This is a genomic window from Ruegeria sp. YKSD163, assembly GCF_059612905.1.
On sequence record NZ_JBXWRM010000004.1, the window covers coordinates 108,037 to 123,360 of the forward strand.

Annotated in this window: 17 protein-coding genes; 14 read left to right on the forward strand and 3 right to left on the reverse strand. The window is 60.8% G+C overall.

What is annotated here, in order from left to right; all coding sequences use genetic code 11:
- Position 1: 1 nt before the first annotated feature.
- The 12 genes from AC2FNA_RS07355 (at position 2) to AC2FNA_RS07410 (ending at position 9,013) form a co-directional block, all read left to right on the forward strand.
- Positions 2-556, forward strand: a complete 555-nt coding sequence (locus AC2FNA_RS07355) for an NnrU family protein (protein ID WP_234171139.1) — start codon at positions 2-4, stop codon at positions 554-556.
- A gap of 12 nt (positions 557-568) precedes the next feature.
- Positions 569-775, forward strand: a complete 207-nt coding sequence (locus tag AC2FNA_RS07360; protein ID WP_234216094.1) for a DUF1737 domain-containing protein — start codon at positions 569-571, stop codon at positions 773-775.
- Entirely contained in the window at positions 775-1,803 is a 1,029-nt protein-coding gene (locus AC2FNA_RS07365; protein ID WP_496825556.1) for a MaoC family dehydratase, read from the forward strand. The genes AC2FNA_RS07360 and AC2FNA_RS07365 overlap by 1 nt, the downstream gene beginning before the upstream one ends.
- 87 nt (positions 1,804-1,890) lie before the next feature.
- The gene (locus AC2FNA_RS07370) at positions 1,891-2,553 is read left to right on the forward strand and encodes a DUF1194 domain-containing protein (RefSeq protein ID WP_496825375.1); all 663 of its coding nucleotides are present in this window, start codon (positions 1,891-1,893) and stop codon (positions 2,551-2,553) included.
- 63 nt (positions 2,554-2,616) lie between these two features.
- On the forward strand, positions 2,617-2,838 hold the full coding sequence (locus AC2FNA_RS07375; protein ID WP_496825376.1) for a hypothetical protein: 222 nt from the start codon (positions 2,617-2,619) through the stop codon (positions 2,836-2,838).
- Positions 2,772-3,158, forward strand: a complete 387-nt coding sequence (gene sdhC, locus AC2FNA_RS07380; protein ID WP_496825377.1) for a succinate dehydrogenase, cytochrome b556 subunit — start codon at positions 2,772-2,774, stop codon at positions 3,156-3,158. Before AC2FNA_RS07375 ends, sdhC begins: the two co-directional genes overlap by 67 nt.
- 12 nt (positions 3,159-3,170) lie before the next feature.
- The gene (sdhD, locus tag AC2FNA_RS07385) at positions 3,171-3,542 is read left to right on the forward strand and encodes a succinate dehydrogenase, hydrophobic membrane anchor protein (protein ID WP_496825378.1); all 372 of its coding nucleotides are present in this window, start codon (positions 3,171-3,173) and stop codon (positions 3,540-3,542) included.
- Between the two features lie 16 nt (positions 3,543-3,558).
- Complete coding sequence (gene sdhA, locus AC2FNA_RS07390) at positions 3,559-5,364, forward strand: succinate dehydrogenase flavoprotein subunit (protein ID WP_496825379.1); 1,806 nt, start codon at positions 3,559-3,561, stop codon at positions 5,362-5,364.
- 12 nt (positions 5,365-5,376) lie between these two features.
- Positions 5,377-6,156, forward strand: coding sequence for a succinate dehydrogenase iron-sulfur subunit (locus AC2FNA_RS07395; RefSeq protein WP_234142571.1), 780 nt, complete (start codon positions 5,377-5,379; stop codon positions 6,154-6,156).
- A 182-nt stretch (positions 6,157-6,338) separates the two neighbouring features.
- Positions 6,339-6,491, forward strand: a complete 153-nt coding sequence (locus AC2FNA_RS07400) for a hypothetical protein (protein WP_496825380.1) — start codon at positions 6,339-6,341, stop codon at positions 6,489-6,491.
- A 420-nt stretch (positions 6,492-6,911) separates the two neighbouring features.
- Positions 6,912-8,087, forward strand: coding sequence for a type III PLP-dependent enzyme (locus AC2FNA_RS07405; RefSeq protein ID WP_496825381.1), 1,176 nt, complete (start codon positions 6,912-6,914; stop codon positions 8,085-8,087).
- A gap of 80 nt (positions 8,088-8,167) precedes the next feature.
- Entirely contained in the window at positions 8,168-9,013 is an 846-nt protein-coding gene (locus tag AC2FNA_RS07410) for an urea carboxylase-associated family protein (protein WP_496825382.1), read from the forward strand.
- A 51-nt stretch (positions 9,014-9,064) separates the two neighbouring features.
- Here the strand turns inward: AC2FNA_RS07410 and deoD are convergent, their stop codons facing one another.
- The 3 genes from deoD to AC2FNA_RS07425 form a co-directional block, all read right to left on the reverse strand.
- Entirely contained in the window at positions 9,065-9,775 is a 711-nt protein-coding gene (gene deoD, locus AC2FNA_RS07415) for a purine-nucleoside phosphorylase (protein WP_496825383.1), read from the reverse strand.
- Positions 9,776-9,790: 15 nt separating this feature from the next.
- A complete protein-coding gene (locus AC2FNA_RS07420) occupies positions 9,791-10,108 on the reverse strand; it encodes an H-NS histone family protein (RefSeq protein WP_234137261.1) in 318 nt (105 codons plus the stop codon).
- A gap of 108 nt (positions 10,109-10,216) precedes the next feature.
- Positions 10,217-12,217 carry a protein meaA gene (locus AC2FNA_RS07425; RefSeq protein ID WP_496825384.1) on the reverse strand — a complete coding sequence of 667 codons (2,001 nt, stop codon included), beginning with the start codon at positions 12,215-12,217 and terminating at the stop codon, positions 10,217-10,219.
- 149 nt (positions 12,218-12,366) lie between these two features.
- On the opposite strand from AC2FNA_RS07425, the gene AC2FNA_RS07430 reads away from it, so the two are divergent.
- A complete protein-coding gene (locus AC2FNA_RS07430; protein ID WP_496825385.1) occupies positions 12,367-13,767 on the forward strand; it encodes a 1-acyl-sn-glycerol-3-phosphate acyltransferase in 1,401 nt (466 codons plus the stop codon).
- A 110-nt stretch (positions 13,768-13,877) separates the two neighbouring features.
- Positions 13,878-15,164 carry a crotonyl-CoA carboxylase/reductase gene (gene ccrA, locus AC2FNA_RS07435; protein ID WP_011046131.1) on the forward strand — a complete coding sequence of 429 codons (1,287 nt, stop codon included), beginning with the start codon at positions 13,878-13,880 and terminating at the stop codon, positions 15,162-15,164.
- Positions 15,165-15,324: the final 160 nt, after the last annotated feature.

Sequence of the window (15,324 nt, forward strand, 5' to 3'; positions counted from 1 at the left end):
CATGGGCTTCGTTCTTCTGATCCTTGGTGTGGCACTCTGGTGGGCCGCGCATCTGTTCAAGCGGGTTCGGCCTGCGCAACGCGCCGCAATGGGCGATCGCGGCAAGGGCAAGGTGGCGCTGGTGTTGCTGGGCTCGGTCGTGCTGATGGTGATCGGGTTCCGGATGACGCCTTATGTGCATGTCTGGGCGCCGCCCGCCTATCTGACCCATGCCAACAACCTGTTGGTTCTGGTTGCGATCTGGATGATGAGCCCGGCCGGAACCAAGGGCAAGCTGCTCAACAAGATGCGCCATCCGCAGTTGGCTGGTTTTCGCGCATGGGCGGCGGCGCACCTTTTGGTGAACGGAGATCTGGCGTCGATTATCCTGTTCGGCGGACTGTTCGTCTGGGGCATTGTCGAGGTCGCCGCGATCAACGCCGCTGAACCCGAGTGGAGCCCGGGCGAACCCGGCACGCTGGGCAAGGATGCGATGTTCCTGGTCGCCTCGGTCGTGCTGATGGCGGTTATTGGGTATATTCACGGGCTGGTCGGCCCCTGGCCCTTCCCGGCATAAGGACGCGCGATCATGGCCAAGCTCTATCGCCTCCTGACCGAGGAGGATACCTCCGCCTTCTGCCACAAGGTTTCCGATGCGCTGGCCAAGGGATGGGAGCTTTATGGCTCTCCAGCCTATGCCTATGACGCGGCGAACGGCATCATGCGCTGTGCACAGGCTGTGACCAAGGACGTTCCGGCCGACTATTCCCCTGACATGAAACTGGGACAACAATGATGGCAAAGACCAATCCGGGCCGCTTCTTCGAAGACTACACTGTCGGCCAGACCCTGCATCACGCGGTGCCGCGCACCGTGACCAATGGCGAGCGCGCGCTCTATCACGCGCTTTATCCGGCACGGCATGCGCTCTACTCCTCGGATGCGTTTGCGCAGGCGTGCGGCTTGCCGGGCAGCCCGATCGACGATCTGGCGGCGTTTCATGTGGTGTTCGGCAAGACGGTCCCGGATGTGTCGCTGAACGCGGTGGCCAATCTCGGCTATGCCGAAGGCCGCTGGCTGAAACCGGTTTATGCGGGCGATACACTGCGCTCGGTTTCCGAGGTGATCGGGCTCAAGCAGAACTCTAACGGCAAGACCGGAGTGGTTTATGTCCGCACGCGCGGGCTGAACCAGGGCGACGAGACCGTGATGGAATATGTCCGCTGGGTGATGGTGCGCAAACGCGACCTGGATGCGCCTGCGCCCGAAACAGTGGTGCCCGAGCTGAAGAAGGTGCTGGCGCCCGCCGATCTGGTGGTGCCCGAGGGGCTGGATTTCTCGTCCTACGACTTTGCACTGGCGGGCGAGCCGCATCGTTGGGATGATTATGCCGTTGGCGAAACCATCGACCATGTGGATGGTGTCACTGTGGAAGAGGCCGAGCATATGCTGGCCACCCGCCTGTGGCAGAACACGGCCAAGGTGCATTTTGACCTGACCTTCCGCCCCGATGGGCGGCTGATCTACGGCGGGCACGTGATCTCGATGGCGCGCGCGCTGAGTTTCAACGGGCTGGCAAATGCGCAGATGATCGTCGGGCTGAACGGCGGGGCGCATGCCAATCCCTGCTTTGCCGGCGACACGATCAAGGCCTGGACCGAGGTGCTGGACAAGGCCGATACCGGCGCGCCCGGCGTCGGTGCGTTGCGCCTGCGGCTGGTGGCCACCAAGGGCGGTGCACCCTTTGCGCTGCGGGGTGAGGATGGCAAGTATCTGCCCGACGTGCTGCTTGATCTGGATTATTGGGTGCTCATGCCGAAATAGTCTGTGAGCCGGGACAGGAGTGCGCTGTGCTGTCAGACATGACGCGCAAGTGATCGCATTTGTAATCAACTGTGATAGCCTATGGTCATGTCTTTCTGGCGAGCATTTGTTTTTAGCCTTTTCTTGACCCAGCCAGCTGGGGCTTGCGATCTCGCCCTGGCGCTGGCGGTGGATGTGTCCGGCTCTGTCGATGAAGGCGAATACCGCACCCAGATGGATGGATTGGCCCATGCGCTCCGCGATCCGGTCGTGTCCGAGGCGCTGGTGCGGGCGCAGGCGCAGTTGATGCTGGTGCAATGGACCGGCGCCGCGCGCCAGCGGGTAACCATTCCCTGGACCCAAGCGAGCAGTTTCGAGGCGTTGGACAGCTTCGCCGACCGGGTTGCAGCCGATCCGCGCGTCTGGCGCAATTATTCCACCGCAATTGGCGAGGCGCTGGAAGTTACCATGGCGGCTTTTACCCAGGTGCCAGACTGTGCCCGCCATTTGATTGACGTCTCAGGCGATGGCCCTTCGAACGAGGGGGTCGAGCCGCTGGCGGTGCATCGCGACCTGCGTGCGCTGGGGATTACGGTGAACGCGATTGCCATCGAGCAGAGTGAGCCGGACCTGACCGCCTACTTCTACGAAAACGTCATCGTGGGCGAGGGTGCTTTTGTCGAGACCGCCAATGGCTTTGCCGATTATCCTGCGCGCATCCGCAAAAAGCTGCTGCGCGAGGTCACGCAGCAGACAGCGGCATTGGACTGAGGTACCGGTGAGAGATTCGTGATCACATCCAACCTGACCTGCTAACGCTCACATGCTGAGAATATGGAAGATATTGTGATCACGCGCCAGATCACCGTGATCACAAAGGCGCAAATCTTGCCGGGCGTGCCAAAAAACCGCGCCCTTTTGCAGTTGCGGCGCGTGACAGGACGCAAAAAAGAGGTAAAACCAAGCGCAGCCAACGGAAAGGAGCCATCATGGCCGATGTCAATCGGGGTAACCGCCCGCTTTCGCCGCATCTTTCGATCTATCGACCGCAGCTGACCTCGATCACCTCGATCCTGACGCGGATTACGGGCAATGCCTTGCTGCTTGCGGCGTTGCTGATCGTCTGGTGGTTCCTGGCCGCCGCGACCTCGCCCGAGTATTTCGCTGTCGCCGATGCAGTGGTCACCTCGCTGATCGGCGATCTGGTTATGGCGCTGTCGCTTTGGGGTCTATGGTATCACACGCTGGCCGGTATCCGGCACCTGATCTGGGACAACGCGCTGGGTCTTGACCTGCCGACAGCCGAGAAACTGGGTTGGACCGTTGTGATCGGGTCTGTCGTTCTCACCATCCTGACCCTTCTGGTTATCGCGTAACGGAGGCCAAAGATGCGCTATCTCACAGACCGCAAACGCGCCGTTGGCATGGGTTCGGCCAAGACGGGCACTGCTCATTTCTGGGCGATGAAGGTCAGCTCGGTGGCCCTGCTGATCCTGATTCCGCTGTTCGTGTTCACCTTTGGCCCGATGCTGGGCGAGCCGCATCAGGCGGTGCTCGACTATTTCTCGCGCCCCTTCCCGGCCATCATTGCCGCGCTGACGCTGATCGTTGGCTTCAAACATTTCGCCGACGGCGCCCAGGTGCTGATCGAGGATTACGTGCACGGCCTGATGCAGAAAATCCTGATCATCCTGGTGATCTGCCTTTCCTATGCCGCTGCTGCGACCGGCCTTTTCGCCATCGCCCGCATCGCCCTCTAAGACCGGAGCTTTATCAATGGCTGCTTACGAATACGAAACGCATGAATACGATGTGGTCGTGGTCGGCGCCGGCGGTGCCGGTCTGCGGGCCACGCTGGGCATGGCCGAACAAGGGCTGCGCACCGCTTGTGTGACCAAGGTGTTCCCGACCCGCTCGCACACTGTCGCCGCGCAGGGCGGAATTGCCGCGTCGTTGTCGAACATGGGGCCTGATCACTGGCAGTGGCACATGTACGACACCGTCAAGGGGTCGGACTGGCTGGGCGATACCGACGCAATGGAATACCTCGCGCGCGAGGCCCCCAAGGCAGTGTACGAGCTGGAGCATTACGGCGTTCCCTTCTCGCGCACCGAAGAAGGCAAGATTTATCAGCGCCCGTTCGGTGGCCACACCACCGAGTTTGGCGAAGGCCCGCCCGTGCAGCGCACCTGTGCAGCGGCGGACCGGACCGGCCACGCGATCCTGCATACGCTCTATGGCCAGAGCCTCAAGAACAACGCGGAATTCTATATCGAGTATTTCGCCATCGATCTGATCATGTCCGAAGACGGGCAGTGTCAGGGCGTGGTCTGCTGGAAGCTGGATGACGGCACCTTCCACGTCTTCAATGCCAAGATGGTGGTGCTGGCAACCGGCGGTTATGGCCGTGCCTACTTCAGCGCAACCTCAGCCCATACCTGCACCGGCGACGGTGGCGGCATGGTTGCTCGCGCGGGTCTGGCTCTGCAGGATATGGAGTTTGTCCAGTTCCACCCGACCGGCATCTACGGCTCGGGCTGCCTGATCACCGAAGGCGCGCGCGGTGAGGGCGGGTACCTGACCAACTCCGAAGGGGAACGGTTCATGGAGCGCTATGCGCCTCAGTACAAGGACCTGGCGCCGCGCGACTATGTCAGTCGCTCGATGACCATGGAAATTCGCGAAGGCCGCGGCGTGGGCAAGGACGGCGATCATATCCACCTGAACCTGAGTCACCTGCCGGCCGAGGCGCTGGCCGAACGGCTGCCTGGCATCTCGGAAAGCGCCAAGATCTTTGCGGGCGTCGATGTGACCAAGGAACCGATCCCGGTTCTGCCCACTGTTCACTACAACATGGGCGGTATCCCGACCAACTATTGGGGCGAGGTGCTGAACCCCACCGCCGACAACCCGACCGCCATCGTGCCCGGCCTGATGGCCGTGGGTGAGGCCGGTTGCGCCTCGGTGCATGGGGCCAATCGCCTCGGCTCGAACTCGCTCATCGACCTCGTGGTGTTTGGCCGCGCCTCGGCCATTCGCGCTGGCAAGGTTGTGGACCCCGAGGCGCCGAACCCGGTGCTGAACCTCGCCTCGGTCGAAAAGGCGTTTGACCGTTTCGACGGGCTGCGCAACGCCAAGGGCAATGTCGCCACCGCCGAACTGCGGCTGGAGATGCAGAAGACCATGCAGGCCGATGCTGCCGTGTTCCGTACCGCCAAGACCATGGCCGAGGGTGTCGAGAAGATGACCGCGATCGCCGCCAAGATGGACGATCTGAGCGTCACCGACCGCAGCCTGGTCTGGAACAGCGACCTGATGGAAACGCTGGAGCTGACCAACCTGATGCCCAGCGCGCTGGCCACCATTGTCGGTGCCGAAGCGCGCAAGGAAAGCCGTGGCGCCCATGCGCACGAGGATTTCCCAACCCGCGACGATGAAAACTGGCGGGTGCACACCGTCAGCCGTGTCGAAGGCAACACGGTCGAGCTCAGCTATCGTCCGGTGATCACCGACCCGCTCACCACTGAAGAGCAGGGCGGCATCAGCCTGAAGAAAATCGCGCCCAAGGCGCGGACCTTCTAAGGAGAGGAAACCATGGTACAACTGACCCTCCCGAAGAATTCCCGCATCACCACGGGCAAGACCTGGCCCAAGCCGGAAGGCGCGACCAATCTGCGCAAGTTCCAGATCTATCGCTGGAATCCGGACGATGGGCAGAACCCGCGCGTCGATACCTATTTCGTCGATATGGACGATTGCGGGCCGATGGTTCTGGACGCACTTATCTATATCAAGAACAAGGTCGATGCGACGCTGACCTTCCGCCGCTCTTGCCGCGAGGGGATCTGTGGGTCCTGTGCGATGAATATCGACGGGATCAACACGCTGGCCTGCATTTACGGCATGGATGAGATCAAGGGCGATGTGAAAATCTATCCGTTGCCGCATATGCCGGTGGTCAAGGATCTGATCCCGGATCTCACCCATTTCTATGCTCAGCACGCCTCGATCATGCCCTGGCTGGAAACCAAGACCAACCGCCCGGCCAAGGAGTGGAAGCAATCCATCGAGGATCGCAAGAAGCTGGATGGCCTTTATGAATGTGTGATGTGCGCCAGCTGCTCGACCTCGTGCCCCAGCTATTGGTGGAACGGCGACCGCTATCTGGGGCCTGCCGCGCTGCTGCATGCTTATCGCTGGATCATCGACAGCCGGGATGAGGCCACGGGCGAACGCCTCGACAACCTGGAAGATCCGTTCAAGCTGTATCGCTGCCATACCATCATGAACTGTGCCAAGACCTGCCCAAAGGGGCTGAACCCGGCCAAGGCGATTGCCGAGATCAAGAAGATGATGGTGGAACGCACGGTTTGAACCGTTCAGCGACCACGGTTGCAGCGGGTCCGCCCCTGGCGGGCCCGTTCTCTTTCCGGGATGGGGTGCAGCCTTGTTTTTTCTGCATGTCCAGTCTGCGCAACTGTGCGATGAATTCCCTGTGTCGCGCGCTTAGGTTCTTGCGAAGGGAGGGGCCAAATCTGATGCAAAGGATGACGCCCATGAAAGCCGCAAACAAACCCGCCAGACCCCAAATCCCCGTGCAAGAGGCGCTGGACCTGCTTAACCAGGCTTGGGCTTACTACGAACCCGAACCAGTCATGGTTGCAAAGGAAGAGCAACCCGACCTCTTCCAATATGCCAATGCCGCCTGAGGGCAGATTGCCTAAGCGGTACTGACAAGATAGGACGAGGTCATGCCCGTCCTTCTTCTTTTTCTGGCGTTGGTTGTCTTCGCTTATCTCTTCTGGCGCGCCCGCAGCACAACCCTGACCCGAAACTGTCGTTGGCGGTTTGACCGAGATCGCGAAATGTGGACTTGCGTCTACTGCGGCGGTCAGGTTTCAGGCTCTGTGGATAAGCCGCCAACCTGTTGCGTTGAAACAGCAAATTTGGTCGACTAGAAAGAAATTTCCGCGCTACGAAATTTCCGCTTGAAACGACTCATCATTAGACCGATATCGCGATTCAAGACGCCAACGCACGCGCCTCTGTCGTAAGGGACGCACCCTATGGTTACGCAGCGACGGTAACGTCTCCACTTTTGCCGCACGGCTTTGCCGCGTCTGTTGGAGATGACCTTGAACGCAGTTGTAACCGGGCCCCTGGCCTGTGAAAGCGCGACTCTGTCCCGCGCCGAAACCTTTATCCTGTCCAACCGTTTCGATCGCCCGACGCTGGTGATCGACACCCAGGCCGTTGCCCGCCAGTTCGCCGCGCTGGCCCAAGGGCTTGGCCGCGCGCGTATCCACTACGCGGTCAAGGCGAACCCGCTGCCGGAAATCCTGTCGACGCTGGCCCGCCTGGGCAGCAATTTCGACGCCGCCTCCCGGGCCGAGATCGAGCTGTGCCTGGCCGCCGGGGCCTTGGCTGACCGCATTTCCTTTGGCAACACGGTCAAGAAACCGGCTGATATCGTCTGGGCGCATGCGGCGGGGATCACTCTGTTTGCCGCGGATGCCGAAGGCGAGTTGGACAAGATCGCAGCCCATGCGCCGGGCGCGCAGGTCTATGTCCGTATGATCGTCGAGGCTTGTGAGGCCGACTGGCCGCTCAGCCGCAAATTCGGCTGTGCGCCGGACAAAGCCATCGCTGTCCTCGACTACGCGCGCTCTGTCGGCCTCGACCCGGTTGGCCTGTCCTTCCACGTCGGCTCGCAAACCCGGCGCGCCGAGATGTGGGTGCCGGTGCTGGATCAGGTGGCCGGTGTCTGGCATGCCGCCCGCGCCGCAGGGCATGAACTGAGCCTGCTCAATATTGGCGGTGGTTTCCCGGCTTTCTACGGTCAGGAAGTGGATGCGCCCGAACTCTACGCTGCCGAGGTGATCCGCCTGATCAGCCAACGGTTTGGCGAGGTACCGCAGGTCATGGCAGAACCGGGCCGCGGCATGGTAGCCGAAGCCGGTGCGATTGCCGCCGAGGTGCTGCTGGTTTCGCGCAAATCCACCAATGACCTGCACCGCTGGGTTTATCTGGATATCGGCAAGTTCTCGGGCCTGGCCGAAACCATGGACGAGGCAATCCGCTATCAGTTCCTCACCGAACGCGAGCATGAGCCGACCGGTCCCTGCATTCTCGCCGGCCCCTCCTGTGACAGTGCTGATGTGCTTTATGAAAAGAAGATGGTGCATCTGCCGCTGGGCCTGCGCGATGGCGACCGGATCGTGATCCGCAACTGCGGAGCCTATACCTCGACCTATGCCAGCGTCGGTTTTAACGGTTTCCCACCGCTTGACGTTGTCGCGATCTGAGACACTGCTGTCGGAGACGGTCTTGCGCCGTCTCCGTTCCGACGGCTTTATGGGGTGGCAAACAGACAGGTGACCGCCCGATGACCGATGCCCCCGCCGATGCCGATGCTCGCCGCGCCGTAAAGCCGGTGATCTGTTATCCCAACGACAGTCTTCCTCGCCCCGACATGGATCTCTATCGCGCCGGGCGCGCTTCTGCCCGCAAGACGGGCGAGGTACTTGTCCCGCCGCGCGAGGGACGGTGCTTCGAGGTCAAGGCGGGCCAGGTCTTTCGCATCAGCTCCGTCGAGGGACCGCAGGTGGGGGACTTGAACCTGCATAACCTGCATGACCTGAGCGAGCGGTTCTTCTCGGGCAAGACACGCGCCCTGCACGGTACCCACGTCACCACGGGTGAACGGTTGTGGTCGAACCTGCCCTACCTCCGTCCAATGGCGACGATCATCGAGGATACCCTAGGCTGGTACGGGATCGACCAATATGGCGGTTCCGTCCATGATGTGATCGGCACCCGCTGCGATCCCTATACCGGCAATTTGCTGGCGGGTGGTCATTACCACCATTGTTGCCATTCGAACCTGACGCGCGCCCTGGCCGACCATACCGGGCTACCGCTGCACGATGCCGAGATGCTGGTACATGACGTTCTGAACGTGTTCATGTGTACCGGCTTCACCCGTGATACCGGGCAATACTTCATGAAGGCCTCGCCGGTGCGACCGGGGGACTATCTTGAGTTCTTTGCCGAGATCGACCTATTGGGCAATCTAAGTGCCTGCCCTGGCGGCGATTGCTCGTCCGAGCATTCCTCGGATATGGCCGCTTGTCATCCGCTGCTGGTGGAGATCTTCGAGCCGCAGGCCGACACCTTGAGCACTTGGTCCAGCCCGCCGATCAACGGCTATGATCGTAGCCACGGGCGGTGAGCGTACGAAAAACGCGGCCAAAAAGGGCCGCGTATTCCTTTTGTGATGGACTCAGGCTTCGGGAAAGGCTGCGTGCAGAGCAATCTCGACCATGTCGCCAAAGCTCGTCTCGCGCTCTGCGCTGGGTAGAGCAGCCCCGGTCAGCAAATGGTCGGAGACCGTCAGCACCGCCAGCGCCCGGCATTTGTGCCGCGCGGCCAGGATGTAAAGCTCTGCCGCCTCCATCTCGACCCCCAGCACCCCATGGCGCACCATCTGTTCGTTCAGATCGGGCCGTTCGTCGTAGAAAACGTCCGACGAATAGATGCCGCCCACATGGGTCCGCACACCCTTGGTTTCAGCGGCGCGTGCCGCGGCGTGCAACAGGGACCAATCGGCGCAGGGGGCAAAGTTCAACTCGCGAAAGATGCCGCGTGACGGCGTGCCAAGCGTCGAGGCTGTCATCGCCAGGATCACGTCTCGCACCTCGACACTGTCTTGCATCCCCCCGCAGGAGCCAATCCGGATCAGCGTTTTTGCCCCATAATCGCGGATCAACTCGTTGGCATAGATCGACAGTGACGGCATGCCCATCCCGGACCCATGAATGGTTACCCGATTACCGCGCCACATGCCGGTAAACCCCAACATGCCCCGAACCTCATTTGCCAGAACCGGATTATCCAGGAACGTTTCGGCCGCCCATTTCGCGCGATAGGGATCGCCGGGTAACAGAACAGTTTCCGCGATTTCGCCAGCCTTGGCGCCAATATGGATCGTCATTTCCCCAAAATCCGCTCAGATTTCCAGATCGGAGATATCTGCGCCGCTCTGAATGGCATCATGCACCCATTGCGGTTTGCGTCCGCGACCCGACCAGGTCTGTTCCGGATTGGCGGGATTACGGTATTTGGGCTGGGCCTTGGTCCCTTTGGTCGACTTGCGTGTTTCGCCGGACAATTCGGCCAATGAAAAACCGAATTCCGCTGCCGCCTTTTCCGCCGCTTTCAGGGCTTCCTGACGTTCGCGTTGTTCGGCGGTTTTGATGGCTGCGTCAACCTTGTCCCTTAGGTTGATCAGTTCCTTACGCGTCATGCCGCTAAGATCGTGTCCCATCCTGTGTTCCTTTTTGAGTTCTATTGAGCGCAAAAAAGTGGCGCCAATCGCGCCACGTTAAACACAGACAAAGACGCGTTTCAGCATCATTTTATTAGGGTGGCGAATTTATTCCGCAGCTATTTCGGTGTCTCTGACAAGCGTCACAATATCGCCCATTATTCCATTCAATTCGAAATCCTTGGGGGTGTAGACTTTTGCAACACCCATTGCGCGCAATTTTTGGGCGTCCTCGTCAGGGATAATGCCGCCAACGATCACCGGGATATGTGACAGACCGGCAAGGCGCATGCGATCCATCACCTCTTCGACCAGCGGCAGATGGCTGCCCGACAGGATCGACAGGCCGACTACATGGGCCTGTTGCTCGAGCGCCGAGGTGACCAGTTCCTCGGGCGTGAGGCGGATACCGTCATAGCTGATGTCCATGCCACAGTCGCGGGCGCGAAAGGCAATCTGCTCGGCGCCGTTGGAATGACCGTCCAGCCCCGGCTTGCCCACAAGGAATTTCAGGCGCCGACCCAGCTTGTCGCTGACCGCATCAACCGCCGCGCGCAGGTCTTCCAAGCCTTCGGTCTTGTTCGAGACCGACCCGGATACACCGGTGGGGCCGCGATAGGTGCCATAGGCCTTGCGCATCTCTTCGGCCCATTCGCCGGTGGTGACCCCGGCCCGGGCTGCCGCAATCGACGGTTCCATTACATTCGCTCCGGTCCGGGCCGCGGCGCGCAACGCCTCCAGCGCCGCCGCCACCGCCGCATCGTCGCGTTCTGCGCGCCAGCTATCCAGCCGCGCGATCTGTTCCTGCTCGACTTGGGGATCGACGACCATGATGCCGCCATCCTCGGTTTGCAGGGGCGAGGGTTCGCCCTCGGTCCAGCGGTTGACGCCGACCACTACGGTCTCGTTACGCTCGATCCGGTTCAGCCGTTCGGCATTGGAATCCACCAACCGCGATTTCATGTATTCGATCGAGGCAACGGCGCCGCCCATCGAGGCGAGATTGGCAAGCTCTGCGCGCGCGCCCGCCTTCAGCTCTTCGACCTTGGCATCCACCACCGGGTTGCCATCGAAGAGGTCGCCAAACTCCAGCAGGTCGGTTTCATAGGCCAGGATTTGTTGCATCCGCATCGACCATTGCTGGTCCCAGGGGCGCGGCAGGCCTAGTGCTTCGTTCCAGGCGGGCAGCTGCACAGCGCGGGCGCGGGCCTTTTTCGACAGGGTCACGGCCAGCATCTCGATCAGGATGCGATAGACGTTGTTTTCGGGCTGCTGCTCGGTCAGGCCCAGCGAGTTCACCTGCACCCCATAGCGGAAGCGGCGGAATTTCGGGTCATTGACGCCATAGCGGCTTTCCAGAATCTCGTCCCACAGATCGACAAAGGCGCGCATCTTGCACATTTCGGTAACAAAGCGGATGCCGGCATTCACAAAGAAAGAGATGCGGCCGCACAACGCCGGGAAGTCTTCGGCCGGGACACGCGGTTTCAACTCGTCCAGGACGGCGATGGCAGTGGCCAGCGCATAGGCCAGTTCCTGTTCCGGTGTCGCGCCCGCCTCTTGCAGGTGATAGGAACACACGTTCATCGGGTTCCATTTCGGCACGTTGGTGTAGCAGTATTCGGCCACATCCGCGATCATCTTCAGGGACGGTTTCGGCGGGCAGACATAGGTGCCGCGCGACAGATACTCTTTGATCAGGTCGTTCTGAACCGTGCCTTGCAGCCTCGAGACATCCGCGCCCTGTTCCTCGGCCACCGCGATATAAAGCGCCAGCAGCCAGGGGGCGGTGGCGTTGATCGTCATCGAGGTGTTCATCTGCTCCAGCGGGATCTGGTCGAACAGCACCCGCATGTCGCCCAGATGGCAGATCGGCACACCGACCTTGCCCACCTCGCCCCGCGCCAGCACGTGGTCGCTGTCATAGCCGGTCTGCGTCGGTAGGTCGAAGGCCACCGAAAGGCCGGTCTGCCCTTTGGACAGGTTGTTGCGATAGAGCGTGTTCGAGGCCTTGGCGGTCGAATGGCCGGCATAGGTGCGGATCAGCCAGGGACGGTCCGCCTTGCGGTCGGAGTTTGCAGTCTGACGGTCTTTTTGCATCTGCGACATGGACGGCCTCTCGATTCTGCTTCGGTAACAAAGTTTCACTAAGGGGTTCTAAATCGCAATTTTCGGGACATGTCAATTCGCTGCATTGCGGCGAAGCCATCTCGCATCATTCGATTGTGAGGGGCCGCGATTGGTGGCAGTGTGCCGGAATGACGCAGACCGTGGAACTCCCGCTTTGGCTATTCGTGCTGATCGTGCTGTTTGCCGCGGTCACCTTCGCCTCGCACTTTCTTTTCCCATCAGTCCGCTGGTTTTTCCGCCGCAGGCTGGAACGCGCGGTTGCCCGGTTGAACACGCGGTTGGCCCGACCGATCCAACCCTTCAAGCTGGCCCGCCGTCACGACATGATCCAGCGGCTGATCTACGATCCAGAGGTGGCGCGGGCCGTGCGCGACCAAGCCCAGGCCGAGGGTATCCCCGAGGCGGTCGCCTTCGAGCAGGCGCGACGTTATGCGCGCGAGATCGTTCCGGGCTTTTCGGCCTTTACCTATTTCAGTTTTGCAATCCGGTTGGCACGCTTTCTCTCGAACGCGCTCTACCGTGTCCGGCTGGGCCATGTTGACGCCGAGGCGCTGCGGGGCATCGACCCCGAGGCGACGGTGGTCTTTGTCATGAATCACCGAAGCAACATGGATTACGTTCTGGTCACCTATCTGGCTGCCGAGCAATCCGCGCTCAGTTATGCGGTGGGCGAATGGGCGCGGGTCTGGCCTCTCAGCCGGCTGATCCGGGCGATGGGCGCTTATTTCATCCGCCGTAGATCGCGCAGCGATCTCTACCGCAAGGTGCTGGCCGCCTATGTCCGCCACGCGACCGAAGCTGGCGTGACACAGGCAATGTTTCCCGAAGGTGGGTTGAGCCTGTCGGGCGGGTTGGGGCGACCCAAGCTGGGTCTGCTGAAATATATCGTCGATGGCGCCGACCCGGCCGGGCGCGATGTGGTCTTTGTTCCCGTGTCGATCAACTATGACCGGGTGCTCGAGGACACGATCCTGACAGCGGCCGCCAGCCGCGGAGAGCGCCGTTTTCGCGCGCGGATTGGCGTGATCACGATCTGGTTTCTCAAGCAGTTCTGGTGGCGGATCACCGGACGGTTTCACCGCTTTGGCTATGCGGCCGTCAGTTTCGGCAGGCCTCTGTCTTTGTCCGGATTTCGAACCAAGGCCAAGGGAGACCCGACAGTACCGCTGGCACGCGAACTGATGGCGCGGATCGGGGCGGTGGTGCCGGTGCTGCCGGTGCCGCTGGTGGCCTGGCTGATCCAGCAAAACGGGCCGATGACCCGCAGTGCTTTGGCCGCAGGGTTCGATCATGCCCTTGCTGCGTTGCCGCATGCACATATCCACATGCCGCGCGAAGACCGCCACTATGCGATCGAAGTCGGGTTGCGGCAGTTGATCGAGCGGCGCATCCTGGTTGAAAGCGATGGCCGCTTTGGTCCGGGTACCGAGCGGCAGGACCTGTTGGCCTATTACGCGGCCTCGATTGCACATCTTATGGATGGTGGCGCTGCATATGCAGCAGAACTTTCTGCAATTGCAGGGTCATAAAATTTCAAAACATTGGTCAATTGCTATTGCAATGTTGCGCGACCGTTTGTAGGTCATGCTGAGGGTCGCGATTCTGCGTTGCGGCAAAAAGATCGAAAAAGGAGGCCACCATGGCTTTGGACACCGACAGCGGTATCGCGTCCTACGCGGCGCCCGAGAAAGACCTCTATGAGATGGGTGAAATCCCCCCGATGGGATTCGTGCCGAAGAAGATGTACGCATGGGCGATCCGCAAAGAGCGCCACGGTGATCCCGATACCGCAATGCAGGTCGAAGTGGTTGACGTGCCGACGCTCGACAGTCACGAGGTGCTGGTTCTGGTGATGGCCGCCGGCGTCAACTATAATGGAGTCTGGGCCTCCAAAGGTGTTCCGATATCGCCCTTCGATGGCCATGGACAGCCCTATCACATCGCCGGTTCCGATGCTTCGGGTATCGTCTGGGCCGTTGGGGATAAGGTCAAGCGCTGGAAGGTCGGCGACGAGGTCGTGATCCACTGCAATCAGGATGATGGTGACGACGAGCATTGCAATGGCGGTGACCCGATGTATTCGCCAAGCCAGCGGATTTGGGGTTATGAGACGCCGGACGGCTCCTTTGCCCAGTTCACCAATGTACAGGCGCAACAGCTTATGCCGCGGCCCAAGCACCTGACTTGGGAAGAAGCTGCATGTTACACGCTGACGCTGGCGACCGCTTACCGGATGCTGTTCGGCCATGAGCCGCATGATCTCAAGCCCGGTCAGAACGTTCTGGTCTGGGGGGCGTCCGGTGGTCTAGGGTCCTATGCGATCCAGCTTATCAATACAGCGGGTGCGAACGCGATTGGCGTCATCTCGGATGAAAGCAAGCGCCAGTTTGTCATGGACCTTGGCGCAAAGGGTGTCATCAACCGCAAGGATTTTAACTGCTGGGGTCAACTGCCCACGGTGAACACCCCCGAATATGCCGAGTGGTTCAAGGAAGCCCGCAAGTTCGGCAAGGCGATCTGGGATATTACCGGCAAGGGCGTGAACGTGGACATGGTCTTCGAGCACCCCGGCGAGAGCACGTTCCCGGTCTCGACCTTCGTGGTAAAGAAGGGCGGTATGGTTGTGATCTGCGCGGGCACCAGCGGCTACAACCTGACCTTTGACGTGCGCTATATGTGGATGCACCAGAAGCGCCTTCAGGGCAGCCACTTTGCCCATCTCAAGCAGGCAATGGCCGCGAACCAGCTGATGGTCGAGCGTCGTCTCGACCCGTGCATGTCCGAGGTGTTCACCTGGGCCGATCTGCCTGAGGCGCATATGAAGATGATGCGCAACGAGCACAAGCCGGGCAACATGTCGGTGCTCGTGCAATCGCCCCGCACCGGTCTGCGCACCCTCGAAGAGGTTCTGGACGCCCGCGGTTAACCCAACCGCCAGACCTGACCGACATGATGGCCTGCGAATCACGACCATGGTTCGCGGGCCATTTTTATTTTTTGGGCACGTTCTCGGGGTTTCAGGAGGTTAGAAATTTCGACCTCGCTACTTTTGGGGAGTGGAAAGCAGTGAATTTTCGCCCGCAAGC

Bases quoted from the DNA above. Each gene is read 5' to 3' on its own strand.
- sdhA (WP_496825379.1), top strand. From the start codon at position 3,559: ATGGCTGCTTACGAATACGAAACGCATGAATACGATGTGGTCGTGGTC.
- ccrA (WP_011046131.1), top strand. From the start codon at position 13,878: ATGGCTTTGGACACCGACAGCGGTATCGCGTCCTACGCGGCGCCCGAG.
- deoD (WP_496825383.1), bottom strand. From the start codon at position 9,775: ATGACGATCCATATTGGCGCCAAGGCTGGCGAAATCGCGGAAACTGTT.
- AC2FNA_RS07400 (WP_496825380.1), top strand. From the start codon at position 6,339: ATGAAAGCCGCAAACAAACCCGCCAGACCCCAAATCCCCGTGCAAGAG.
- AC2FNA_RS07360 (WP_234216094.1), top strand. From the start codon at position 569: ATGGCCAAGCTCTATCGCCTCCTGACCGAGGAGGATACCTCCGCCTTC.
- sdhD (WP_496825378.1), top strand. From the start codon at position 3,171: ATGCGCTATCTCACAGACCGCAAACGCGCCGTTGGCATGGGTTCGGCC.
- AC2FNA_RS07425 (WP_496825384.1), bottom strand. From the start codon at position 12,217: ATGTCGCAGATGCAAAAAGACCGTCAGACTGCAAACTCCGACCGCAAG.
- AC2FNA_RS07375 (WP_496825376.1), top strand. From the start codon at position 2,617: ATGGAAGATATTGTGATCACGCGCCAGATCACCGTGATCACAAAGGCG.
- AC2FNA_RS07395 (WP_234142571.1), top strand. From the start codon at position 5,377: ATGGTACAACTGACCCTCCCGAAGAATTCCCGCATCACCACGGGCAAG.
- AC2FNA_RS07420 (WP_234137261.1), bottom strand. From the start codon at position 10,108: ATGGGACACGATCTTAGCGGCATGACGCGTAAGGAACTGATCAACCTA.
- AC2FNA_RS07370 (WP_496825375.1), top strand. From the start codon at position 1,891: ATGTCTTTCTGGCGAGCATTTGTTTTTAGCCTTTTCTTGACCCAGCCA.
- sdhC (WP_496825377.1), top strand. From the start codon at position 2,772: ATGGCCGATGTCAATCGGGGTAACCGCCCGCTTTCGCCGCATCTTTCG.
- AC2FNA_RS07365 (WP_496825556.1), top strand. From the start codon at position 775: ATGGCAAAGACCAATCCGGGCCGCTTCTTCGAAGACTACACTGTCGGC.
- AC2FNA_RS07410 (WP_496825382.1), top strand. From the start codon at position 8,168: ATGACCGATGCCCCCGCCGATGCCGATGCTCGCCGCGCCGTAAAGCCG.
- AC2FNA_RS07430 (WP_496825385.1), top strand. From the start codon at position 12,367: ATGACGCAGACCGTGGAACTCCCGCTTTGGCTATTCGTGCTGATCGTG.
- AC2FNA_RS07355 (WP_234171139.1), top strand. From the start codon at position 2: ATGGGCTTCGTTCTTCTGATCCTTGGTGTGGCACTCTGGTGGGCCGCG.
- AC2FNA_RS07405 (WP_496825381.1), top strand. From the start codon at position 6,912: ATGACCTTGAACGCAGTTGTAACCGGGCCCCTGGCCTGTGAAAGCGCG.